We start from the raw sequence: 22,648 nt of genomic DNA, 5'->3' as shown, positions 1-22,648 counted from the left end.
TTTATAAACCCTGATCACTGTGTTGCAGGTGGGCCAGTAGCTCATCGTGAGCCATAGTGTAAATCTCAGGCTTTGCTGTTAACTCTGCTTGCTCTAACTGCGTTGTGAGCTGCTGCAAGGTTTGTTGCAGCGCTGCCTGCTGCTCTGCAAGGTGTGCGGCTTCTGCCCCTTTTTTATGGCGTGCGACAGTTGCCAGGCTAATCGTTTGCCGCGCTGCGGCATGCGATGCCGGGGTACGCTCACCTGCTTCTTTCTCCACGAAGTAATTTTAACAATCGCCGCCCTTAAATGCTGCCCATGTCCCCTAACCAGCGTAGTTTTCCTCAAGTCTTCCACAATTTGGGACACAAATCCTAAAAATCCGGTCTGTGACAACTAATCTGCGGAGTCGCATTGCTGGGAGTTTGCCCAAAAGTGCTACACTAGGGTGTAACTGGCGTTTTCTCACCGAGAATGGAGATTTTTGTGAGCGCTGCAAAGCACAACGATGAACTATTCGCACAGGCTTCACGTCCTGCTGCTTCATTTGGCACCATCTTGCTGTTCCTGATTACTTTCGCAATGCTGGTTGGTGGCTTCTACCTCTTCGGTATCTCTTTTGAGTACGGTGAGAGCATGACCAGCATCTGGCTGTTCACCGCTGGTCTGCTGCTTGACTCGCTCGCGTTCTGGCTCGCCTTCGGCGTGATTCCAAGGCGCGAAAAAATGGAGATTGACGACAAGCAGTAACCTGCAAAACGTGAAACTGCCTCTGCGATTCTCACAGAGGCAGTTTTTATTTGTATCAGCCCGGGTCAGCCCAAAGCAGTTAAGCGCCAAAGTGCGATAAAACTCTGTTTAATACGTAAAAACAGACCAAGACGAGTATCACGAACTGCGGTTCATCATTTGCTGCAACTGGCTCCTACTGCCAGTGGTCGCGCACCAAAATCTCAGGCACCTGTAACCCGTAAATTGCCAGACCCGAACGGTAAATCGCGGCACAAGCAGCTCGCAGCAGGTTTAGCGGGTCCTCTCCCTCGCGCAAAATTTGCACCTTATGCCCTTCCATTCGCACTTTTGCACCACCAACTTTACAGCTGCCATCACGTGCAACCTTAGTTTCTGGGTAGGGCTGCTGCAGCCCGCGCAAATCAGCCACGATATAATCCGGCTGCATATCCGCCGCGGCCGCCAATAGCTGTTTGGGGCGATCCACCCCCGTTAACACGTGCAGGGTTTTGATGCCTGCCTTTTTGCCACCTTTGATATCGGTGTCGAGACGGTCGCCAATCATCAACGCCTGCGTGGTGCCGTAGCGCGAAAACGCGGTCTCAAACATCGCGGTCTCCGGTTTACCTGCGAACTCGGGCAGGCGCTGCACGGCGTTGTGCACCGCCGAAACCAGCGAGCCGTTACCCGGTGCGATACCGCGCGCCAGCGGAATTGTCCAGTCGGTGTTGGTTGCAATCCAGCGGATCGCGCTGCCGTCAGCTTTTTCCGCCAGGGCAAAAGCGGCCTCCGCGAGCTCGCTCCACCCCACCTCCGGCGCGAATCCCTGCACCACAACGTCAGGGTTGTCATCGGCGCTACGGGTGACGCGATAGCCAGCTTTCTTGAGTTCATGAGTGATTCCCTCACCGCCTACCACAAAAACCAAAGCTCCGGGAGCTACGTCTCGCTGCAGCAACGTCACCGCGGCCTGCGGACTGGTTACCACGTCTGTTGCGGCAACGTTGAGACCGTAGCCGCTGAGCTGCTCCGCCACGGCGGCGTCGGTGCGCGAGGCGTTATTGGTAAGATAAGCCAACGGCATGGTCGCAGCTGCTGCGTTGAGACTGCTCACCGCGTGTGGGATTTCTTGCGCGCCGCGGTAAACCACTCCGTCAAGGTCTGCGAGCAGCAGCTCGACACCGGTGAGCGGAGTTGCTTCGGCACTCTTAAACAACGCCATTACGCATCCTCACCGTCAGTGCCTGGTGCGCTCTCGGCTGCGGCTGTGGTATCTACTGCAGCGCTATCAGTATCATCCCCTGCGGTGGTTACCGTCTGCGGCGCCATGTTTTCCAGAGCGATGCCTCGCTCTGCCAACTCAGCATCGCTCGCCATCGCGTCAGTGACCAGCAGTTCGTCGCCGCCAACACTGTCTAGCAGGGCTGCTTCTGCGCGATCCGCCAAATTCTCCCACTCTGTGGCCGCCGCATCACCGAGTTCTTCGAGCACAGCGGCATAAGCACGAAACAGCTCCGGACTGAAGGGGTACGCCTTGCGCGGATCAAGCTGCGGAATTTCGAGCTCTGCCCGCGCCTGCACCGGCTGTCCCATATCAAGGCGCGCACCAGAAACCGCAATCGCTAAGTGCACCCGCGCCTCGTGCGGAATGTCTGCCGGATCAACCTGAGCAGCAAGCTCCAGACCCTTTTCAGGGCGTCCCAGCCCACGCTCGCAGTCAACCATGAAAGCAATGTGGTCGTCGCGCCCAGTCAGCCGCCGCCAGGTGCGGTATTCTCGCAGCGCCATCGCGAAGTCGCCAAGTGCGTAAGCAGTGATGGCGAGGGTTTCACGCGCCACCGGAATCCGCCCAGCGCGGCGCGAGGCACTAATTGCGTGCTGATGCGCTAATTCAGGATCAATGTGGATCAGCTCACGCACCATCACTAGGTGTCGTGCAACACGGTCAGCGTTGTCTTTTTCAAGGGTCTTCAGCTCGTTGCGGGCGCTCGGCTGGAGCTGGTTCGCCAGCACCTCGTCAGGAATCTCCGGGTCAATGTGCGCGGCACGCACCGGACGCAACTCGTGCGCAATACGCTCCGCCTCGGAAAAGGTGCGTTCGCGACCGCCACGATCAGAGCGGCCCGCGCCGCGAGTACCGCCACGGCCAAAGTCACGGTCTTGCGCGCGTCCACCACGCCGCTCAAAACGATCACCACGGTTAAACTCGCGCTGCGAATCCCGGCTGCCGTCGCGCTTGAAATCACGGTTGCCGTCACGTTTGAACTCGCGGTTATCATCGCGCTTGAAGTCACCGCTACCGCGCCGGAAATTCCGGTTGTCATCGCGCCGCTCATCACGCCGGAAATCCCGCTTGCCATCACGGCGAAAATCCCGCCGGTCATCATTCAACTGCGCGTCACGCCCCCGATTCTCGCGCCAATCACCGCCGGCGCGATCGTGGCGAGCGCGATCACTCTGCTGCCACTGTTCCCTGCGGCCACCGCGATTTTCCGCGGCACCGCGCTGCTCGCGCCAGTCGCGGCGCTGCCCACCCTCACGGTTATCACGCCGCCACTTGTCACCATCACGACGCGGACCTGAGTCGCGCTTAAAATCTTCCCCGCGGCGTGGCGCACCAGCTGCACGGTCACGCTTTACATACCGCTCTGCGCCGCCGCCACGACCACCACGGAAGCTGTCACCGCGCGTGCCACGGGACCCCTCGCTCCGCTCACCACGCGCACCGCGGAACCCGTCACGACCACTGCGGAACCCGTCCTGCTGTGCACGCCCAAACTCCCGTCGCTGCTCACCGCCGCCACGCTCCCGCCGAGGTTGCCACTGCTTATCCGAGCGCCGCTGCCCTTGCTCCGCGCCACGTGCAGCCCCGTACTGTTTCTTGTCGCGCCCGCCACGGTCACTAAAATTACGCTCTTTCACCGTTCAACCCCTGTTATGTTTTTGGTCTGTTCAGACACTTCCTTCTATTCTCCCACATCTTCAGGCTTCGCCGCAGCACAGTAAACTGCATATGTGGTTAATACTTCTCCCTCTCCGATGCTAATTGGACACCGCGGCGCCTGCGGCTGGCGCCCGGAACACTCCACTGGTGCCTACCGTCTGGCTTTTGCACAGGGTGTAGACGCGGTGGAGCCCGACATTGTTGTCAGCCGTGACGGCGTGCTCGTGGTGCGTCACGAGTGCGAGATTGGATCCACAACCGATATCGCCCAGCGACCCGAATTTGCCAGCTACCGCACCACCAAAACCATCGACGGCGAAACTCTCACCGGGTGGTTTGCGGAGGATCTGACCTGGGAGCAACTGAGCCAGCTGCGCTGTATCGAGCGACTACCGCACATCCGCACCGCAAACACTGCTTACGACGGCATCGAACCGCTGTTAAGGCTAAGCGATTTATTACAGCTGACCGCGGCCGAGAGCGCAAAACACGGCACCGAGTTCAATCTGGTAATTGAGCTAAAGCACGTCTCCTACCTCGCAAGTCAGGGCTATGATTTGCCACGCTTGCTCTGTGACGAGCTGCTCGAGGGCGGCTGGCACTTAACACCGGAGCGCGTGATTATTGAGTGCTTTGAACTCACCGCGTTGCAGGCGCTAAAACGCATGGGCGCGCCGTATCAGCTGATTTTCTTGCTTGAGCACGAGGGGCACCCTGCAGACGATGCGAGCCACAGCTACACCTGGTACCGGTCTGACGCGGGGCTCGCTTATCTGCGGCACAATGTTGCGGGCATCAGCGTCGATAAGCAAACCCTGCTGCAGTCGCAACAGTCTGCTACCACCGCCGGAGCTGTGTCACCGGCCAAAGCAGCGCCGCACCAAGCTGCGCTTGCCAACCTTGCCAAGACGCACGGCCTGCAGCTCTACACCTGGACACTGCGCCCCGAAAACGAATTTCTGGAGCCTCTGAATCGCAGCTCCGAGCCCGCCGCAGCCTTCGGCAACTGGCAGCAGGAATGGCGCGATGTGCTAGCTACCGGAGTTGATGCGGTGTTTGTGGATCACCCCGCACTGTTTCGCGAAATGCTGTCAGAGGCTATCTAGGAGTTAGCGCTGCGGCGGTTACGTAGAGCTGCGTCGAGGTCTACGGCGGTAACCTGCAGGTCTTGCAGATCTCCCATACGCCGCAATCTTGTCACCAGCTGCTGCCGTTCTAGCTGCTCCGGAGTCAATACGGCTTTCTCGGCGCGCTGCGGAGAAGCTGCGGTCCATTCCGCACCGCGCTGGCTGTTGCTTTCTGGCCGCGGCACGGCGACCGGCTGCCGCACTGGCTGTAACGCTAACTGTGGCGTAGGCTGCGGCACAGTCCGCGGCACTTGCTGCTCTACCGCCACTGGCTGCGGCGCAGACTGCGGCACAGAGTCTGGCTGCTTCACGGCAGCACGACGCAACAAAATTGATTGGGTTTGATTCTCTAAGGTGAGACCCTCCCCAGTAGCCACGGCCTGCTGCTGCGCTGCGGTGCTCTGTCGCACCTGCGCCAGCAACTTTCGGCGGGCCTGCCGCTCGGCATTAGCGCGGCGCTGCGCCGCTACTTGGGCGGCGTGATCCACCACCGCAGCTTGCTTTGGCTGTTCCTGTGTCTGCTGTGATACAGCCGCGGAAACGGGTTGCTTTTGGCGGCGCTGCTGCGCTTTGCGCTGCACTGCTACTCGCTGTTGTTGCAGCAGTTCTCGCGCATGCTGGTTACGCCCCGGAGCGCACAGCAACAACCCGGCAGCGGCGCTAAACATGGTCGTAAGAGCAGCAAAAAACAGTGTGGTCTGTCCGGTCGCAATTGCATAGCCACCACTCACGGTAACCGCAACCACCGCTAGCACGGTAATCACAGCTAACACCCTGCGCAGCCTTTGCATCGCCGGGCTCACAAGTTTCGCAGCGCGCATTTGCGCCCGCGCGAGCTTCGCAGCCTGCTTCGCTGCGAGTTTGGCAAGCTCTCGCTCAGCCCGGGCGTGCGCCAGCTGCGCTTCACGCTGCGCTGCTTCCCGCTGTAGCTTTAGCTCCTGCAGTTTTTCGCGATTCAGAGCTTCCCTGGCGCTGTAAATCAAACGATCAGCTGCGGTTTCTTGCGCCACGTGCGCAAGACGCTGCATCGTGCGCTGCAGCTTGCGGGACTGCCGCAAGCGTGCACGGTGCTGATGACCGCGGATTAGACGCGGCACTAGCACCGCCGCCCATAACAGCACTGCAATCAGTACTAAAATTCCGCCGCCAGAAACACCCATGCTTTAACCTTAGAACGCGCTTGCTGAGTTAGCGGTGCTAACACGCGAGAGCCACATTCTTTTTTCTAAGCGCAAATAATAATCGTTAAAGCACCCGCGATACCACCGTCTAGCGAGAGCGCCATCAGCGCTACACCGCCGGAGCAGCACAGCAAACCGGTAGGAACACCAGCGGGCGGTCACCCCGCCCTGCGAAGTAACCGCCCGCTGCACCGATCCACCGCCGCAATGCGGCAGCGAATTCAGTATTATTAGTCGTCTAACTGCGCCGCGAACTCTTTGATCCAGGCTTTCAGTTCGGCACCCAGCTGAGCGTTATCCACGCCGAGGCGGACGTTCGCTTTAATCCAGTCTGCCTTATCGCCCGTGTCGTAGCGGCGCCCACGGAAAATCACACCGTAAACCGGCCCCGCGTGCTCCCCCGCACCGCCCTGCGCGAGTTTATTAAGCGCGTCGGTGAGCTGAATTTCGCCACCGCGGCCAGGCTCCTGGGTTGCCAGCAAAGCGAAAATCTCCGGGCGTAACACATAGCGGCCGATAACCGCCAGATTTGACGGCGCCTCCTCCGGGCTTGGTTTCTCAACCAGGCTGGTGATCCGCACCACATCAGCCGTGTCAGTCTCTTCCACCGCCGCGCAACCGTACAGGTGCACCTGCGACGGCGGCACCTCCATCAGCGCAATAATTGTCGCCTGACGCGCATCGTGCTCGGCAATCATGGTTGGCAGCAGTGGATCACGCTCGTCAATGAGGTCATCACCGAGCAACACAGCGAAGCTGTTATCCCCAACATGCTGCTGCGCACGCCCTACCGCGTGGCCAAGGCCGAGTGGCTGGCCTTGGCGAAGCATATGCACATCAGCAATCTCGCTGGCATCCTGCACCAGTCCAAGCTTTTTCTCATCACCCTTACGCTCCAGGGTGTCTTCCAACTCTGGCACGCTGTCGAAATGGTTGGTGATGTTACCTTTGTTGCGGCCAGTAATAATTAAGACGTCTTCTAGACCGCTTGCTGCCGCTTCTTCAACAACATACTGAATCGCTGGCTTGTCAACGATTGGCAACATCTCTTTAGGCATTGCCTTGGTTGCCGGCAAGAAGCGTGTTCCGAGGCCTGCGGCCGGAATCACAGCTTTAGTCACAGTTTTATTTGTCATAGGCACTACCTTACCGATATTTACCTAAAAAGCAGCTAACCGCAGGGTGAATTTGAGAAAATGGAGTTATGCACACTGTACAGCAGCAAAAAAACCAGATTCGCGACGCTGTGCGGCTGAGCCGCGGTGAGCTGACACCCGCGCAGCTTGCCACTGCTGAGCGCGAGCTCACCGCACAGCTTGCTGAGCTGGTCACGACTCTGGGCGCCAAAACTGTTTCTTGTTACTTGCCGGTACGGCACGAACCACCGACCACTGGTTTTAATGCATGGGCCGCGGCTCATGGGGTGCGGGTTTTGTTTCCGAGCTGCCGTGATGATTTATTGCTTGATTGGATCGAGCCGCACGGCACCGAGGTGGTGCCGGGCAAGTATGGCATCCCGGAGCCTGTGGGAGAGGTTTTTGGCCCGCTAGAGTCAGCCGAGTTTGATCTCATGTTGGTGCCGGCGTGTGCCGTTGCCGCAGACGGCACCCGACTCGGCTGGGGCGGCGGTTTCTATGACCGCACCCTGGGTTCAATGGAACAGCTGCCGCCGGTTTACGCGGTGGTTTACGATAACGAGGTTTTTGATAATCTGCCGTGCGACGAGCACGACATTGCCGTCACCGGGGCTGTTACCCCGAGGCGCACTGTGCGCTTCGCTGTTTAAGCAACCCGGGTGCGCGCGAGCTGCGCGAGCCGCTTAGCCCAGGCTGGCGACATAGCCCAGGCGCCGATGGCTAGCGACCCGGATGACCAGGCTACTCGCCCGCCGATTTCTCTAGGCGTGCCAGCTCGCAGCGGTGAACCGAGTGTGCTGATCTCCCAGTTGCAACGCCTTAAAGCTGTACTGCGCCGCAGATTCGAGGTTCAGCACCCGGCGATATGCCATTTCGATGGTGTCGGCGACCACGCTGCACCCGTGATGCTTCATCACCACACAGTTGTGAGAAGCGAGCTCGTGCGCCGCAGTGTCGGCCAGCTCATCAGAACCGTTTGGATAAAACTCGGTAATTCCGATGCTTTCAACATAGGCAGCGTGATCTAGTGTGAACAAGCGAATCTCCTGCCCCAACGTCGCCAGCAGGGTGGCGTGCTGCGGATGCATGTGAATCACGCAGTTCGCGTCAGGACGGCTGAGGTATGCGCGCTGATGCAGCTTCCACTCACTTGACGGGCGTGGCCCCTGCAACACGGCACCGGTGAGATTCATAACCGTAAAATCTTGCGGTTGCAGCCGGTCAAGCCAGGTGCCCGCAGCGGTAATCACGAAGGTTTCCGCGCTCAGTCTAGCAGACAGGTTCCCGCCGCTTGCTAACACCAGAGAACTGCGCACGGCATCAGCTCCCACCGCGCTGAGCTGCTCAATAATTTCATCCACGGCTTAATTGTAGGCGATAGCCGGCCCGCACCCAAAGCGAGCGGGCAAAGGTTAAACCCCTGCCCGCTCGCATCACCCGGCTATGCCAGCTAGTCTTGAGTGCTTGCGCCCTGTGCCACGGCTGCGGCACTGGTTGCCGCGGTGCGGGCAAAGTTTTTAGCTTCCCCGCTGGTGGCGAAGGTGAACTCCCCGTCCACAAAGTCAATCGCGACGGTGTTGCCAGCAACGAACTCGCCGTTCAGCATCATCTCTGAGAGTGGATCCTCCAGCAGGCGCTGCACCGCACGGCGCAATGGCCGCGCCCCGAGAGCAGGGTTATAACCTACATCGGCAAGACGCTCTTTCGCCGCGTCGGTGATGGTGAGGTACATTTCCTGTTCATACAGACGGTCGGCAAGTTTCTTCACAAACAGCGTCACAATCTGCAGCAGCTCATCTTTCGACAGCTGTGGGAACACGATGGTGTCATCAACGCGGTTCAAAAACTCCGGCTTGAAGTGATTCTTCAGCTCCTCATTCACTTTACCGCGCATTGCCTCATATCCGGCTGCGGTTTCAGCTCCCATCTGGAAGCCCACGGGACCGCCGGCAATGCCCTTAGATCCGAGGTTCGTGGTCATGATGATAACGGTGTTCTTAAAATCGACCACACGACCCTGCCCATCGGTCAGCCGGCCTTCTTCAAGAATCTGCAGCAGAGAGTTGAAAATATCGGGGTGTGCTTTTTCAATCTCGTCAAACAGAATCACGCTAAACGGCTTACGGCGCACCCGTTCAGTCAACTGACCGCCCTCTTCAAAGCCCACAAATCCCGGAGGCGCACCAAACAACCGCGACACGGTGTGCTTCTCACCGTATTCTGACATGTCAAGCGAGATCAGCGAGTCTTCATCGTCAAACAGGAATTCCGCAAGTGCCTTAGCCAGCTCAGTTTTACCGACGCCGGTTGGGCCCGCGAAAATGAAAGAACCTGACGGCCGCTTCGGGTCTTTGAGCCCCGCACGCTGGCGCCGAATCGTGCGGCTGAGCGCAGCAATCGCCTCTTTCTGGCCAATCACTCGCTGGTGCAGTGACTCCTCCATGAAACGCAGGCGTGCGGTTTCCTCCTCGGTCAGCTTAAATACCGGAATCCCGGTAGAGTTAGCCAGCACCTCCGCGATAAGCCCCTCATCGACCACCCCGCCGGTCTCAACGTTACCCTTGCGCCACTCTTTTTCACGCTCCAGCCGTTTCGCGGTGAGAGCGCGCTCTTCTTCACGCTTCGCAGCAGCGTCATCAAGGCGTTGCTCCTCAATCGCTTTGTCTTTCTCAGCTCGCGCCAGCGCAATCTGCTCATCAAGCTCTGCCAACTCCGGTGGGCTTGACAGCACAGACAACCGCAGCCGCGCCCCAGCCTCATCAATCAGGTCAATCGCTTTGTCTGGCAAGAAACGATCCTGAATATAGCGCGCTGACATCTTCACCGCTGCTTCGATAGCCTCATCGGTGATCTTCACACCATGGAACTCTTCGTAGCGTTCCCGCAGTCCCTTCAGAATGTTAATAGTGTGCGGCACGCTCGGCTCATTCACGATTACCGACTGGAAGCGGCGCTCCAGCGCAGCATCTTTCTCAAAGTGCTTGCGGTACTCATCGAGCGTAGTGGCACCGATGGTCTGCAGTTCACCGCGAGCCAGCTGCGGTTTCAGAATGTTTGCAGCATCAACTGAGCCTTCCGCGGCACCTGCACCAACCAGGGTATGAATCTCATCGATAAAGATAATAATGTCACCGCGGGTGCGAATCTCCTTTGTCACCTTTTTAAGGCGCTCTTCAAAGTCACCACGATAGCGACTACCAGCCACCAGGGACCCCAAATCAAGCACATAAACCTGCTTGTCTTTCAGCGTCTCTGGCACCTGCCCCGACACAATAGCCTGCGCCAGTCCCTCGATAACCGCGGTCTTACCGACACCCGGCTCACCAATCAGCACCGGGTTGTTTTTGGTGCGGCGTGACAGAATCTGCATCACGCGCTCAACCTCTTTTTCACGCCCCACAACAGGGTCAAGTTTGCCCTCGCGCGCCGCCTCCGTGAGGTTGCGACCGAACTGATTCAGCACCTGCGAACCTTTTTCTTTCGAGGCGCGCCCCTCCTGCACCCCGGCAGCAACCGGATCTTTCCCGTTCTGGCTACCCTGCAGCAGATTCAAAACGGTTGTACGTACAGTCTGCACATCCGCACCGAGCCGCGCCAAAACCTTCACCGCGAGGCCGTCACCCTCGCGCAGCAACCCCAAGAGCAGGTGCTCGGTACCAATGTAGCCGTGCCCAAGCTGCAGCCCCTCACGCAGGCTGAGTTCCAAAACTTTTTTAGCGCGAGGCGTAAAAGGAATGTGCCCGCTAGTGTTGTCTGAACCGACCCCGATCGTATCGGTCACTTCCTGCCGCACGGCGTCGAGAGTGATCCGCAATTCCTGTAGCGCCTTGGCCGCAAAGCCCTCGCCCTCGTGAATCAGACCCAGCAGAATGTGCTCTGTACCCAGATAGTTGTGATTGAGCAGTTTCGCTTCTTCCTGCGCCAAAACAATCACTCGGCGTGCGCGATCGGTAAATCTCTCAAACATTATTCCTCCTCGTACCCGCTGCTCGCAGATACATTAGTTCCACCCCTACTTTAAGGCCTGACACCGCAAAAAATTGTGCTGTTCGCCTATGGCTTACGCCAGCAGTAAAGTTCCCTACTGTAGTGCGCTAGTGAGTCGCAGCAAATTGTCAAAAAGCTGCTTCGGCAGTGGCTGCTGCTGCCACTCTTGCAGCGTTAGCTCCCGGGAGTTACCTCGGTAATCGTCAGTGACGCGGTGCAGCTGCGCAGCAAACTCGGCACTGTGAACAATCAGGGAAATCTCGAAGTTCAAGTTGAAGGAGCGCTGATCCATGTTAGAAGATCCGATAACTGCAACGTCTTCATCAATGGAAAAGTGCTTCGAGTGTAAAATGTACGGCGGCCGGAACAGATAAATTTTGACCCCCGCGGTTAGCAACTCCTCATAGTAAGAACGCTGCGCGTGATAAACCCCGAACTGGTCACCAATTTCCGACACGAACAATTCCACGCTAACCCCGCGTGCGGTTGCCGCCTTCAGTGCCGACATCAGCGCGCCGTCGGGAATAAAATACGGGCTGGTGATGCGGATCCGACTCACCGCGGCATACATCAACGCGACAAAGACCTGCAGATTATTTTCCGTAGCGTAGCCTGGACCGGAAGGTAGTAGCTGCGCCTCGAGTGTAGCATCTGCCGCAAAAACCGGCTCCAGCTGCGCCACCTGTTCCAGCACCTGCCCGGTTTCTGCGTACCAGTCGTTCAAGAAGACCGCTTCGAGTGCCAACACGGCCGGCCCCTGCAGCTCCACCATCAGGTCTTTCCAGTGCAACCCGCGACGGCGGTTGCTCAGCTTATTGTAGCTGGAGTCCACGAGGTTTTGGGAGCCCATAAACCCAATCTCACCGTCAATTACGAGCAGTTTGCGATGATTGCGCAAATCCGGGCGCTGCCACTGTCCGCGCCACGGGCGAATCGGCAGCATATAACGATACTCCGCGCCAATTCGCTGCAGCGTTAAACGGGTACGACGCATTCCGGGGTTACGCACCGCGGAAATGTGGTCAGTTAACACATACACTTTAACGCCACGCTTGGTAGCGCGCTCTAACGCTTCAAAAACCGGCGCGGTAGTGTCGTCCTGCACCAGAATATAAAACTCCATGTGCACGAAGCGGGTAGCACGGTCTATTGCCGCGGCCATCTGCGCAATAGACTCGTGATATTCCGGCCACAGTTGTGCGGTGTTGCCCCCGACCATCGGGAACGCGCCCAAGGTGCGAGCGATTTTAATAGCGTTTTCAACCGCCTGCCGACGGGGCTGCTGCGGCACCGGGAATGCCAGTAGAGTTTCGTCATTGAGCTGCTCTCTGATGCCCTTTTGGAAACGCTTCAGTCGCTCCCTGCGCTGCTTGGGCAGATTCCGTCTGCCGATCACCGCAAACAGCAGCGCCGCGGGAATAGGGAGGAAGAAAATAAACAGCAGCCACGCCATCCCCGAAGACGGGCGACGGTTGCGAGGCACCGTAAACAGCGCCGTAATGCGGATTACAGTATCAACTGCCGGCAGCAAAATCTGCCACCAGCTGAGCTCAATGCCGAAATAGTTCATACCCCGGTTTTTGGTTTCGGTGGCAGGCCAGCCTTAGCACGTTCTTCTGCCTCAATGCGGCTGTATTCACGCCGGGCGGTGCGATCCGCACGCAGAATTGATCGAATAATCAGCCACAGCACCAAACCCGCAAAAATCGTGGGGATAAGTGACCAGATGGCGTTTGGCAACCACTCTTCAATCATGCTTCAAGTGTAACAGGGCGCAGCCACAGAAAACCCCATGCCTGCGCCCGACAGCCACTATTTCACCAGCGGGAACAGAATGGTTTCCCGAATCCCGAGGCCGGTGAGCGCCATCAGCAATCGATCCATGCCCATTCCCATACCGCCGGCAGGTGGCATACCGTGCTCCATTGCGGTCAAGAACTCTTCGTCAACGCGCATCGCCTCATCGTCGCCGCGCGCCGCCTCCGCAGCCTGCTGCATGAACCGCTCGCGCTGCACCACCGGATCAGTCAGTTCAGAGTAGCCCGTTGCCAACTCGAAGCCGCGCACATAGAGATCCCACTTTTCAACAACCCCCGGAATCTCACGATGATGGCGAGTCAGCGGGCTGGTCTCGACCGGGAAATCCATCACGAAAGTTGGGCGAGTCAGGTGCTCTTTCACGAAGTGCTCCCACAGCTCCTCAACCAGTTTGCCGTGGTTCGGCAGTTTCACCTCTACACCGGCAGCGTCAGCAATCTGCTGCAGCTCAGCCACAGTGGTTTCCGGGGTGATGTGCTTGCCGCAAGCCTCTGACAGGGTGCCGTACATGCTGATGCGATCCCAGTCGCCGCCGAGATCAAACAGGGTGCCATCAGCCCACTGCACCACATGGGTGCCCTCGCGTTCAGTGCCAGCGTTCACCGCGAGCGCCGCGTTTTGCACCAGCTGCTGCGTTAAATCGGCAATGCCATTGTAGTCGGTGTAAGCCTGGTAGGCTTCGAGCATCGCAAACTCTGGGCTGTGGGTGGAGTCGGCGCCCTCGTTACGGAAGTTGCGGTTGATCTCGAAAATCCGCTCCATACCGCCGACCAGGGCACGCTTTAGGTAAAGCTCCGGAGCGATGCGCAGGTAGAGCTCAGTGTCAAAAGCGTTGGAGTGGGTTACAAACGGACGTGCTGCGGCACCGCCGTGCATGGTCTGCAGCATCGGGGTCTCGACCTCCACGAAGCCCTGCGCCGCGAAGGTTTCCCGCAGGCTCTGCATCGCGGTGGCGCGGGTCAGCACGTTACGGCGCGCCTGCTCTCGCACAATCAGGTCGAGGTAGCGCTGCCGCACCCGAGTTTCTTCGTTGAGGTCTTTGTAAGTGTTCGGCAGCGGCGCGAGTGCTTTTGCAGCAACCTGCCAGCTGTCAGCCATGACGCTCAGCTCACCGCGTTTGCTAGAGATAACCTCGCCGTGCACGAACAAATGGTCACCGAGATCCACCAACTCCTTAAAGCTTGCCAGCTGCTCTTTGCCGACCAGCGCTTCTGACAGCATCGCCTGCAGTTTGGTGCCGTCACCGGCCTGCAGCGCTACGAAGCACAGCCGCCCGGTGTTGCGCAGGTTAATCACGCGCCCGGCTACACCCACAACCTCGCCTGACTGGCTCTCTGGCTGCTCTTCGAGGTGCCCCCACGCGGTACGCACCGCGGTGATGGTGGTGGTTACCGGAACCGTCACTGGGTAGGCCCCGCCGCCCAGCGGAGCGTTCTCGTTGAGCTTGTCGCGCTTGGCAAGACGCACCGCCTTCTGCTCGTGCACTTTCTCTTCGAAAGTTTCGGTAGCTTCAGGTTTCTGCGACTGTTCGCTCATTAGCGCTCCTTTGTATAGCTTTAGTTAATAGCTTTAGTTTACCGGGTTTCTGCCTCGCTAACGGTGCGGCGCCGCAAGATTTTATGGCTCGTCAAACTCGCTCTCATAGCGCAGGGGATCAGCCACCCGCAGCGCCTCGGAAATACTGCTGGCAATTAAGGGTTCGCTGATTTTATGTGGATCAGCCACCCCGATTTCGCGCAGCCGGCGGTCGCTTTGCTGCACTAGGCTGGCGCTAAAGTCGCGGATGTAGGAAATGATTTGCGCGTATTCGGCGCGTGATTCGTCGGTTAGCACCAGCGGTTCGGCACCGATTTCCACCGCCAGCGCCTGCGCGATTGGCAGCACCGGGTCTGGGGCACTGACCACGCAGCTACTCTCCTGCAGCCGCGCTAAATCAAGGCTCGTGCCGGAAAACACCATAACCGGTGACAGCGCCAGCGGAATCACACCGCTTGTCAGTGCCGGCATGAAAACACTATAACCGTGCTCGGGCGCGGTGTGCGCCACAAGCTGCCCAGGTTGCCAAGCCCCTATCTTGGTGAGACCAGCCACCAACTGCGGTAGTTCGTCGCCGGGCACCGCAAAAATCACCAGCTGGCAGCTTTTAACCACCTCGTCTGCCGGCAGAATTGGCAGTTCCGGCAACATCGCGGCGACCCGCTCGCGAGCGCTCTCGCCGGTTGCCGTAATCGAGGTGAGATGGTGCCCAGCACCGGCGAGTGCGAGGGCCAGAATCGGACCCACCTTTCCAGAACCCACGACTCCAACTGTAAGCCGCCCCGGCTTATGCTGCATCCGCTGCCTCGCCAGTTTTATGCAGCTGCGCCTGGTTAATTTCAGTGAACAGCTCGCGAGCTGCAACCGGGCGGAGCCCGCGAATGGCACTGCGGGTTGTCATCCCGCGCTTAATCGCTTCGACCCGGTGCAGGCGCAGCAGGGTGTGCAGCGGTCCGGCTGAAACCTGCACGGCCTGGGCCCGATCGAGCAGGATCAGGCAGTTACGATGGGTTGCCAGCCCGCCTTTGCTCAACAGCACCGGCTTGCCGCCGGCGCTAAGCAGCGCGGCGCCCTCCATTTTCGCGTTTATGGTCAGCAGCGGGGTTGCCCGTAATGCAGCACGGTAAGGCAGCTTCGCTTTAGGGTTGAGCACCGCGGCTGCAAGCGCCTCAGGCACCTCGGTTTGCAGCAGCAGCTCCAGCACCCGTAGCACCTCGTCACGGCTGCCCACCGGCAGCGCCAGGTAACCTTTACCGCTTGCCATTTCTGCTTCGGTGCCGCCGCCGGAGCTCACAAATTTTACGCGGTACCAGCCTGCTAGTCGCCACAGCAGTGGCTGATTAACCTCGATTGCGTTGATGCGCCGCTGCGGCACGGTTGCGGTTTTGGTGGTTGTGAGCCCCGCGGTTATCAAAACCCCGGAGGGGCTGTCGCTGATGTTAAAGTTGTAGCTCTCGTTAAGAGTTTTGAAGACCATGCTGATCAGCGCAATAGCGGCTGGCAGCAGCGCGAAAATGAAGCCGAAACCAATCGCGAAGAGGTCATCAATATCATGCGGCAGCAGAAAGAGCAGAGGCAGCCCGACCAGCACCAGTATCCCGATGAACACGGTGGTGCCGCTCAGCAGCAAGCTCAGCAAGATTCGCCCCGGCGAAAGCTTCACAACACTCTGCGCAGCGGTTTCGGGAAGCAGCGCGGCGGCATACTGTGTCAATTGCGCAGCGGTGGTGCCAATCTGTGGCGTGGTTCCGGAAGTGGATACTGGCGCCTGCGGTGGGGTGCCGTACGCAGCAGTGTGCGGCACCGCAAGCGGCTGCTGGGGCGCGATAAGCTGCTGTGGCAGGTTAGAGTGCTGTGGATCAGCCTGCGCACCTGTGCCACCTACGGTTGGGGCACCTGCCTCGGCTACCCCTGCCTGCTGCGCAGCAGCAGCTGGCTGATTGGTGATGTGCACCAGCCGCAGCAGCTGTTCCCGCACCTGCTGTGCTGCTGCGTAGCTGAGGTATTCGAGTTTCAGGTTACCGCCTGCGGTAGTGATGCTGACCGCAGCTAGGCCCATAATCTTTGCGAGTAGTTTCCGCTCCAGATCGACGCCCTGAATTTTCCGCAGCGGCGCAACTTTCTGCTGTTTAAAAAGCATTCCTTTGCGCAGCTGCACCGCTTCCGCGGTAACCCGGTAACGGGTAAAGCGCCACTCGACCCAGCTCACCAGCCACACCAACAGACCCGCCAGCACCACCAGCCCGATTCCCGCCAGGTAACCGAATTGCGCGAGAGCACTGAAAACGTCGAAGGTATCGCCGCCGTATCCAGAGTAGTCAGTGAAATCGTTACGGAACGGAGGGAAGAATAACCCGATGATTCTGTCTCGGGCGTTCACGAAAACAATGCTCAGGGCCACAAACATCATCAAGCCGCTGTTGAGCACCGGTGAGAGTTTACTGAGATAAGACCAGCCCTCGGCGTCGTGCTTACCAGGTAGCTGCGCGTTAATCTCTGCCGCGGTGGTTTCAAGCTGTGTTTCCGGTTGCATTACAGCCCGCTTCGACGTGATTCGGCGATTGCAATCAGCTCATCACGCAGCCGATCCGCAACCTCTTTTGACAATCCTGGCAGCTCCACGTTGCTGCCGGCGGCCGCGGTCACAAATTTCAGACTTGCGAGGTTAAAAATCCGCAGCAGCGGGCCCTGTTTTACATCTACCAGCTGCAGCCGGCCGTAAGGCACCGCAATCACCCGGTGAAACAGCAGGCCCCGGCTGTACACAAAATCATCCTCGCGCAGCATGTATCCGATAGTGCGGGCACGACGGAAAGCCAGCAAACCGCTGCCGATCGAAAGCACCGCGATTGCTAGTAGGCTAATGGCAATCCCAGTTTTAGCATCAAAATCTTGCTGAAACACGAACCATGCCGCCCCCAAGAACAGCACCGCAAAAATCAGGTTGGTTGCAAGGTCAACCCACACATAGGTGGGGCTGATACGGTGCCATTTTCCGGTCTCGTAAGGCCAGTTTTGTTGCGGGCCTAAGCCGGCAATCTGCGCACCGCCGTCAAACTCTCTGATCTCCATTGTTCTTCCTGTTCTGTTACTTGCAACTGGCGGCGGCTCGTTAGCTAGCGGCTGACTCCGCTGCGGTGCCGTCGTCTGCCGGCGGCAGCATGCACCACCGCTCGGCTATCACTCCTAGAATATAGGCTACCACTGCGCACAACGCGAGAATAGTGGTCGGACCCCAAACGGTGACAGCGACGTGCGCCAACCGCGGCAAAATCCACAGTAGTAAACCAACGGCAAAGCCCAGGGTCAGCGCGCCAAGCAAGGCTGCTGCCCGCGCCGCCATGAGGATCCGCACCGCCCTAAAAGGGTCTCGCACCATGCCATAGGCGCGTTGCTGACTGCGGGTTTGCCATGCTAGCAGCAGCACGGTAACGGCGATGGCAAGCACAACCGCACCCTGCGCCCAGGACGGGATGAAAAGGGCCGCGCCACGCACGGTTGCCAAAATTTGCACGCAAAATCCCATCACCGCTCCCGCCAGGGCGGCGTACACACCGTAGCTCAATGGCTGGGGCCTGCTAAACACGCTCTTGCTCCGAATCATACACAGCGGTGGTGTTGCCCAGGCGCTGCAGCAGGTCACTGACGCGCCCGTGCCGCAATAGCACCGCGTGTGGATCAAGCAGCAGCCACGGGGCCAGCACAAAGTCTCTGGTATGGGCCAAAGGGTGCGGCAGCGTTAGTTCCGGGGTGCGCTGTACGACTCCGGCGTAGGAGATGATGTCAATATCTAGGGTGCGATCGCCCCATTTTTGATCGCGGATACGGCCGTATTTTGTTTCCAAATCTTGCAGCAAACAGAGCAGTTCGAGCGGCTGCAGTGTGGTCACCGCGGTCGCGACCCCGTTGAGGTATGCAGGGCCGGCGTGATCCACCCCTGTGAGTGTAACTTTCGCGCTGCACACCAGCGGTGACGCCTGCCACTCGGTGATTTGTGGGTGCGCTGCTAGCTCCTGCTGCGCCGCGGCAATCGTTGCGGCGCGATCGCCAAGGTTAGCGCCGAAAGCCAGCACGATTGGGGCAAACTGGGAAATCATCGCAGCTCCTTAGCCGTCGCAGTTGTGGTTGCGGCTGGCCGGCGGCGAGTGATGGTAATTCCGACATCTCCAAACGGCACCGTAATCGGAGCCTCAGGCTTATGCACGGTGACGGTGACTGCTGCGACCCCGGTAAAGCTGAGGCACACCTTGGCGAGGCGCTCCGCCAGGGTTTCCAGCAAGTCCACCGGGTCTGCAGCAGCCGCAGCGTGCAGGGCGGCAGCCACTTCCCCGTAGTTCACGGTGCGCGTGATTTCATCAGCGGCGTTACCTGCCGCAAAATCTAGTTCCAGCACCGCGTCAATCAGAAAGGTTTGCCCGGTGGTTTTTTCCGCCGCAAAAACACCGTGGTGAGCGTAAACCTCTAGCCCACTAAGGAAGATAGTGTCGTTTGGCACGGCGGCGGTCACGGTTGCAGCAGCGGTGGTCACTGCGGTTTGCGGCTGCACGGTTCGCGCGCCAGTTTGCGGCTGCACAGTTCGCGGCACCGCTGCAGTGAAATTGTGCCACACCGCAAGCGCCTGCGTAGTTGCCGCCACATCGTGTGTACGCACCGCCCAGGCCCCCTGCTGCACCGCCAAGACATTTGCAACCGCACTGGCTAAGTCTTTTGTAGCAAGCGCTGCGGCGGCGTCCACCGCGACTTCCTGCAGCGCCGCAGCAATCATCCGCTTGCGGCTCAGCCCGATGAGAACCGGGTATCCGAGCTGTTGCAGCTGCCCGAGTTCGTGCAGCAGCTGCCAGCACTGGGCCGCGGTTTTATCAAAGCCAAGACCCGGATCCACAATAATCTTCTCCGGCGCGACTCCGGCAGCCTGCGCAGCGTTTGCGAGCCTGTTAAGCTGCGCGGCAACCTCCGCGGTGACATTGTCGTAGTTGCTGCGGCGATGCTGCGGATCAGGAATCCCCCGCCAGTGTCCCAGCACGTATTTTGCGCCGGCAGCGGCGACGATCTGATACATCGCCGGATCGTGCAAGCCGCCGGAGACATCGTTAATAATCTGCGCCCCCGCAGCCAGCGCTAATTCGGCGGTGCTGGCATGCAGGGTATCAACCGAAACAACCGCCCCGAGCTGGCTCACCTCGCGCACCACCTGCAGGATCCGCCGCTGCTCCTCTGCGGGAGTAACCCGCGTCGAGCCTGGGCGGGTGCTTTCCCCGCCGATATCAATAATCGTGGCTCCCGCGGCAAGCATGTGCTCGGCGTGCCGCACCGCGGCGGCAACCGTATCGAACTTGCCCCCGTCACTAAAACTGTCGGGGGTCACATTGAGAATTCCGAAAATCTCAGTCATCTGCCCGCTCCACGGTTGTGTCCGAATCCGCAGTCATACCCAACTCCACGCCCCTATCGTGCCGGGTCAACAGCGCCAGCGCCGCATCTCGCAGCGGCCCGGTGCGTAATTCTCCCTCGGCGGAGATGGTCAGAGCACGAGCTGCGAGCTGCTTCGGACCGCGGTCGCTGAGGCAGCCGTGCCGGGCCTCCAAAACCACCAGAGTACCACGCGCGCTGAGGGCAGTGTGGATCGCCCCAGCCAGCTCCGCTCCAAGCCGCTCCTGCAACTGCGGCCGGGCCGCAAGCGCCTGGGTAACCCTCGCCAGTGCACCCAGCCCCACAATTTTTTCCCCCGGCAAGTACGCAATGTGCGCTTTCCCGTGAAACGGCAACAAGTGATGCTCGCACAGCGCCGTGAATTCCACGTCTCTAACCCCCACGAGGTCTCCGGTGGGGCACTCCGCTGCGATGCTCTGTAACAGAATTTGATGTGGATCAACCCCCACCCCGGAGCACCATTCCGCGTATGCGGCGGCAACTCGCTCTGGCGTTTGTGCCAGGTGTGGGGCTTGCGGATCCGCTCCCAGAGCCGCCAAGATTTCACTGACGGCTGCACGGATTCGGGGTTGATCTACTGCATTCACTGTGTTGCGGCGGGTGTTGCGATGTCGGCTGCGGTAGCTGCGGTTGCGCGTGGCACCGCAATCGGAGGAATCTGTGACACCGGCCGCGCCTCGCTGGAGAGCCAGGTTTCACGCTGCGGCAGTTTCTTGACATCTTTAAAGATTTCTGCAATCTGGTTATGATCGAGAGTTTCTTTTTCGAGCAGCTCGTGTGCTAGACGGTCGAGCACATCGCGGTTCATCGTAAGCACCTGGTAGGCCTCATTGTGTGCCTGTTCCATAATGTCACGCACCTCAGCGTCAATCTGTTCCGCCACTTTGTCAGAGTAGCCAGCGCCGCCGGCGGTCGGATCTCCCATAAATGCCTGGGTGTTAGCGTTGCCGAGCTTAATCGGACCGAGCTTCGCGCTCATACCGTAGTCAACCACCATCCGTCGCGCGGTGTCGGTTGCCTTATCAATATCGTTACCGGCGCCAGTTGTCGGATCGTGGAACACCAGCTCCTCAGCAACTCGGCCACCCAGCGCGTAGGCAATTTGATCCTGCAGCTCATTGCGGCTGACTGAGTATTTGTCGTCAAGCGGTACAACCATGGTGTATCCCAGCGCCCGACCGCGCGGCAAAATAGTGATTTTTGTGACCGGATCTGTGTGGTTAAGACCAGCAGCCACCAGCGCGTGCCCGCCCTCATGGTAGGCGGTAACCAGGCGCTCGTGGTCTTTCATAATCCGGGTGCGGCGCTGGGGACCGGCCATCACACGGTCAATTGCTTCGTCAAGCGCGCGGTTATCGATCAGCTGCGCGTTTGACCGAGCTGTTAGCAACGCAGCCTCGTTCAACACGTTTGCCAAATCTGCGCCGGTAAAGCCCGGGGTTTTACGCGCCACAGCGGCAAGATCAACATCGCTTGCGAGCGGCTTACCCTTGGCGTGCACCTCCAAAATTGCTTGGCGACCCACCAGCGAAGGCGCGTCAACGCCAATCTGCCGATCGAAGCGGCCCGGGCGCAGCAGCGCCGGGTCTAGCATATCGGGGCGGTTAGTGGCAGCAATCATCAGCACCTGGGTGTCTGATTCAAAACCGTCCATCTCCACCAAAAGCTGGTTCAGGGTTTGTTCACGCTCATCGTGACCGCCGCCGAAGCCATTGCCACGACGCTGCCCCACTGCGTCAATCTCGTCCACGAAGATAATTGCGGGAGCGTTAGCTTTCGCCTCTTTAAACAGGTCGCGCACTCGGCTAGCACCTACACCAACAAACATCTCCACGAAGTCGGAGCCGGAAATGGAGTAGAACGGCACCCCGGCCTCCCCCGCAACCGCACGAGCGAGCAGGGTTTTACCGGTGCCCGGCGGGCCGTACAGCAACACGCCCTTCGGAATCTTTGCGCCGACTGCCTTGTAGCGTTTGCCGTCTTGCAGGAAATCTTTAATTTCGTGCAGCTCTTCCACGGCTTCGTCTGCGCCTGCGACGTCACTGAAACGCACCTGCGGCATTTCTTTAGAGGCCAGTTTAGCGCGGGATTTACCGATCTGCATCACACCCCGGCCATTACCGGCGCTGGAGATCATGAACCAGATGAGCACCCCAAAGATCAAAAGCGGCAGCAAGAAGGTCAGAATCGAGAAAAACGGGTTCGGCTGCGGCACAGAATCGCTGTAGCCGTCAGCGATTTTGGCCTTATTAACCGCTTCCACAACAGCTGCGCCGCGCTGCTCTACATAGTAGAAGTGCACAGTTTGCGCGCCGGTTTTATCGTCTGGCTCAACTAGCTCTAGGTTGACCCGCTGTTCGCCGTCAATAATCGTGACGTTCTTCAACTCGGCGCTCTGCAACAACTCCAAGCCCCGATCAGTCTTCACTTCAGGGTTTGAGCCTTGCGCCAGCAGCGACCAGCCGAGCAGCACAATCAGCGGTGCGAGCACCAGATACAGCAGCGGTCCGCGTAAAAATTTCTTCCGCTTGGAGTTTACAGCAGCCACAAAGAGCCTTTCTCAACGGGGTTTGCAACACTCTCAGCCTATCTTTATAGTTTTAGTTCCGGCTGAATATTCAGCTACAAGCTAAACTTTGAGCGCTTTTATGAAGTTAATGCGTAATCAGTTAAATGTGGGGTTGCTGCGCCCCAGGCGTTCCCGGGAGCTACCGGCGGAAACCAGTAAAACCGGGTTTATCTGGTGAGCGCCGTCGCGAGTGTGACACAGCGAGGGAT

At 59.0% G+C, this 22,648-nt stretch carries 21 protein-coding genes; 3 read left to right on the top strand and 18 right to left on the bottom strand.

The window, feature by feature from the left end; translation table 11 throughout:
• Position 1: 1 nt before the first annotated feature.
• Positions 2-259 (bottom strand): hypothetical protein, encoded by a 258-nt coding sequence (locus tag F5897_RS01105; RefSeq protein WP_183304182.1) that lies wholly within the window; start codon positions 257-259, stop codon positions 2-4.
• Positions 260-465: 206 nt separating this feature from the next.
• On the opposite strand from F5897_RS01105, the gene F5897_RS01100 reads away from it, so the two are divergent.
• Positions 466-729, top strand: coding sequence for a hypothetical protein (locus F5897_RS01100; RefSeq protein WP_124824342.1), 264 nt, complete (start codon positions 466-468; stop codon positions 727-729).
• A 175-nt stretch (positions 730-904) separates the two neighbouring features.
• On the opposite strand, the gene F5897_RS01095 is transcribed toward F5897_RS01100, so the two are convergent.
• Together F5897_RS01095 and F5897_RS01090 are read right to left on the bottom strand one after the other, a co-directional pair.
• Positions 905-1,933, bottom strand: a complete 1,029-nt coding sequence (locus tag F5897_RS01095) for an HAD-IIA family hydrolase (protein ID WP_124824343.1) — start codon at positions 1,931-1,933, stop codon at positions 905-907.
• Entirely contained in the window at positions 1,933-3,633 is a 1,701-nt protein-coding gene (locus F5897_RS01090) for a hypothetical protein (RefSeq protein ID WP_183304181.1), read from the bottom strand. The genes F5897_RS01095 and F5897_RS01090 overlap by 1 nt, the downstream gene beginning before the upstream one ends.
• 117 nt (positions 3,634-3,750) lie before the next feature.
• On the opposite strand from F5897_RS01090, the gene F5897_RS01085 reads away from it, so the two are divergent.
• Complete coding sequence (locus F5897_RS01085) at positions 3,751-4,761, top strand: glycerophosphodiester phosphodiesterase family protein (protein WP_183304180.1); 1,011 nt, start codon at positions 3,751-3,753, stop codon at positions 4,759-4,761.
• On the opposite strand, the gene F5897_RS01080 is transcribed toward F5897_RS01085, so the two are convergent.
• Together F5897_RS01080 and galU are read right to left on the bottom strand one after the other, a co-directional pair.
• Positions 4,758-5,942, bottom strand: coding sequence for a coiled-coil domain-containing protein (locus F5897_RS01080; RefSeq protein ID WP_183304179.1), 1,185 nt, complete (start codon positions 5,940-5,942; stop codon positions 4,758-4,760). The two genes, F5897_RS01085 and F5897_RS01080, sit on opposite strands and share 4 nt — an antisense overlap.
• A 251-nt stretch (positions 5,943-6,193) precedes the next feature.
• Positions 6,194-7,099: a UTP--glucose-1-phosphate uridylyltransferase GalU gene (galU, locus tag F5897_RS01075; RefSeq protein ID WP_124824346.1), complete on the bottom strand. Its 906-nt coding sequence runs from the start codon at positions 7,097-7,099 to the stop codon at positions 6,194-6,196.
• 68 nt (positions 7,100-7,167) lie between these two features.
• Here galU and F5897_RS01070 point away from each other — a divergent pair, with 68 nt between their 5' ends.
• The gene (locus F5897_RS01070; protein WP_183304178.1) at positions 7,168-7,749 is read left to right on the top strand and encodes a 5-formyltetrahydrofolate cyclo-ligase; all 582 of its coding nucleotides are present in this window, start codon (positions 7,168-7,170) and stop codon (positions 7,747-7,749) included.
• Between the two features lie 111 nt (positions 7,750-7,860).
• Here F5897_RS01070 and F5897_RS01065 read toward each other — a convergent pair whose 3' ends face one another.
• From F5897_RS01065 to ftsH, 13 genes are all read right to left on the bottom strand, one after another.
• A complete protein-coding gene (locus tag F5897_RS01065; RefSeq protein ID WP_233574320.1) occupies positions 7,861-8,460 on the bottom strand; it encodes a class II aldolase/adducin family protein in 600 nt (199 codons plus the stop codon).
• An 89-nt stretch (positions 8,461-8,549) separates the two neighbouring features.
• On the bottom strand, positions 8,550-11,066 hold the full coding sequence (locus F5897_RS01060) for an ATP-dependent Clp protease ATP-binding subunit (RefSeq protein WP_124824348.1): 2,517 nt from the start codon (positions 11,064-11,066) through the stop codon (positions 8,550-8,552).
• 114 nt (positions 11,067-11,180) lie between these two features.
• Positions 11,181-12,656 carry a cardiolipin synthase gene (cls, locus tag F5897_RS01055; RefSeq protein WP_183304177.1) on the bottom strand — a complete coding sequence of 492 codons (1,476 nt, stop codon included), beginning with the start codon at positions 12,654-12,656 and terminating at the stop codon, positions 11,181-11,183.
• Positions 12,653-12,841 carry a hypothetical protein gene (locus F5897_RS01050; protein ID WP_124824350.1) on the bottom strand — a complete coding sequence of 63 codons (189 nt, stop codon included), beginning with the start codon at positions 12,839-12,841 and terminating at the stop codon, positions 12,653-12,655. Before F5897_RS01050 ends, cls begins: the two co-directional genes overlap by 4 nt.
• A 57-nt stretch (positions 12,842-12,898) precedes the next feature.
• On the bottom strand, positions 12,899-14,440 hold the full coding sequence (lysS, locus tag F5897_RS01045) for a lysine--tRNA ligase (RefSeq protein ID WP_124824351.1): 1,542 nt from the start codon (positions 14,438-14,440) through the stop codon (positions 12,899-12,901).
• Positions 14,441-14,521: 81 nt separating this feature from the next.
• Entirely contained in the window at positions 14,522-15,202 is a 681-nt protein-coding gene (locus F5897_RS01040) for a DUF2520 domain-containing protein (RefSeq protein ID WP_343048718.1), read from the bottom strand.
• A 25-nt stretch (positions 15,203-15,227) separates the two neighbouring features.
• Positions 15,228-16,973 (bottom strand): PH domain-containing protein, encoded by a 1,746-nt coding sequence (locus tag F5897_RS01035; protein ID WP_183304175.1) that lies wholly within the window; start codon positions 16,971-16,973, stop codon positions 15,228-15,230.
• The gene (locus F5897_RS01030; RefSeq protein WP_124824354.1) at positions 16,973-17,512 is read right to left on the bottom strand and encodes a PH domain-containing protein; all 540 of its coding nucleotides are present in this window, start codon (positions 17,510-17,512) and stop codon (positions 16,973-16,975) included. Before F5897_RS01030 ends, F5897_RS01035 begins: the two co-directional genes overlap by 1 nt.
• A gap of 40 nt (positions 17,513-17,552) precedes the next feature.
• Positions 17,553-18,044, bottom strand: coding sequence for a DUF3180 family protein (locus F5897_RS01025; protein ID WP_124824355.1), 492 nt, complete (start codon positions 18,042-18,044; stop codon positions 17,553-17,555).
• Positions 18,019-18,537: a 2-amino-4-hydroxy-6-hydroxymethyldihydropteridine diphosphokinase gene (folK, locus tag F5897_RS01020; RefSeq protein ID WP_124824356.1), complete on the bottom strand. Its 519-nt coding sequence runs from the start codon at positions 18,535-18,537 to the stop codon at positions 18,019-18,021. Before folK ends, F5897_RS01025 begins: the two co-directional genes overlap by 26 nt.
• Positions 18,534-19,832: a dihydropteroate synthase gene (folP, locus tag F5897_RS01015; RefSeq protein WP_183304173.1), complete on the bottom strand. Its 1,299-nt coding sequence runs from the start codon at positions 19,830-19,832 to the stop codon at positions 18,534-18,536. Before folP ends, folK begins: the two co-directional genes overlap by 4 nt.
• Positions 19,825-20,457, bottom strand: a complete 633-nt coding sequence (gene folE / locus F5897_RS01010; protein WP_343048716.1) for a GTP cyclohydrolase I — start codon at positions 20,455-20,457, stop codon at positions 19,825-19,827. Before folE ends, folP begins: the two co-directional genes overlap by 8 nt.
• A complete protein-coding gene (gene ftsH, locus F5897_RS01005; protein WP_183304172.1) occupies positions 20,454-22,418 on the bottom strand; it encodes an ATP-dependent zinc metalloprotease FtsH in 1,965 nt (654 codons plus the stop codon). Before ftsH ends, folE begins: the two co-directional genes overlap by 4 nt.
• Positions 22,419-22,648 lie beyond the last annotated feature (230 nt).

This window comes from Canibacter oris (assembly GCF_014197205.1).
Taxonomy (GTDB): Bacteria; Actinomycetota; Actinomycetes; order Actinomycetales; family Microbacteriaceae; genus Canibacter; species Canibacter oris.
Note: the sequence above shows the minus strand (reverse complement) of the source record. Positions and strands in the feature narration are given on the sequence as shown.

Bases quoted from the DNA above. Each gene is read 5' to 3' on its own strand.
- F5897_RS01095 (WP_124824343.1), bottom strand. From the start codon at position 1,933: ATGGCGTTGTTTAAGAGTGCCGAAGCAACTCCGCTCACCGGTGTCGAG.
- F5897_RS01085 (WP_183304180.1), top strand. From the start codon at position 3,751: ATGCTAATTGGACACCGCGGCGCCTGCGGCTGGCGCCCGGAACACTCC.
- F5897_RS01080 (WP_183304179.1), bottom strand. From the start codon at position 5,942: ATGGGTGTTTCTGGCGGCGGAATTTTAGTACTGATTGCAGTGCTGTTA.
- galU (WP_124824346.1), bottom strand. From the start codon at position 7,099: ATGACAAATAAAACTGTGACTAAAGCTGTGATTCCGGCCGCAGGCCTC.
- F5897_RS01070 (WP_183304178.1), top strand. From the start codon at position 7,168: ATGCACACTGTACAGCAGCAAAAAAACCAGATTCGCGACGCTGTGCGG.
- F5897_RS01060 (WP_124824348.1), bottom strand. From the start codon at position 11,066: ATGTTTGAGAGATTTACCGATCGCGCACGCCGAGTGATTGTTTTGGCG.
- cls (WP_183304177.1), bottom strand. From the start codon at position 12,656: ATGAACTATTTCGGCATTGAGCTCAGCTGGTGGCAGATTTTGCTGCCG.
- F5897_RS01050 (WP_124824350.1), bottom strand. From the start codon at position 12,841: ATGATTGAAGAGTGGTTGCCAAACGCCATCTGGTCACTTATCCCCACG.
- lysS (WP_124824351.1), bottom strand. From the start codon at position 14,440: ATGAGCGAACAGTCGCAGAAACCTGAAGCTACCGAAACTTTCGAAGAG.
- F5897_RS01035 (WP_183304175.1), bottom strand. From the start codon at position 16,973: ATGCAACCGGAAACACAGCTTGAAACCACCGCGGCAGAGATTAACGCG.
- F5897_RS01030 (WP_124824354.1), bottom strand. From the start codon at position 17,512: ATGGAGATCAGAGAGTTTGACGGCGGTGCGCAGATTGCCGGCTTAGGC.
- F5897_RS01025 (WP_124824355.1), bottom strand. From the start codon at position 18,044: ATGATTCGGAGCAAGAGCGTGTTTAGCAGGCCCCAGCCATTGAGCTAC.
- folK (WP_124824356.1), bottom strand. From the start codon at position 18,537: ATGATTTCCCAGTTTGCCCCAATCGTGCTGGCTTTCGGCGCTAACCTT.
- folP (WP_183304173.1), bottom strand. From the start codon at position 19,832: ATGACTGAGATTTTCGGAATTCTCAATGTGACCCCCGACAGTTTTAGT.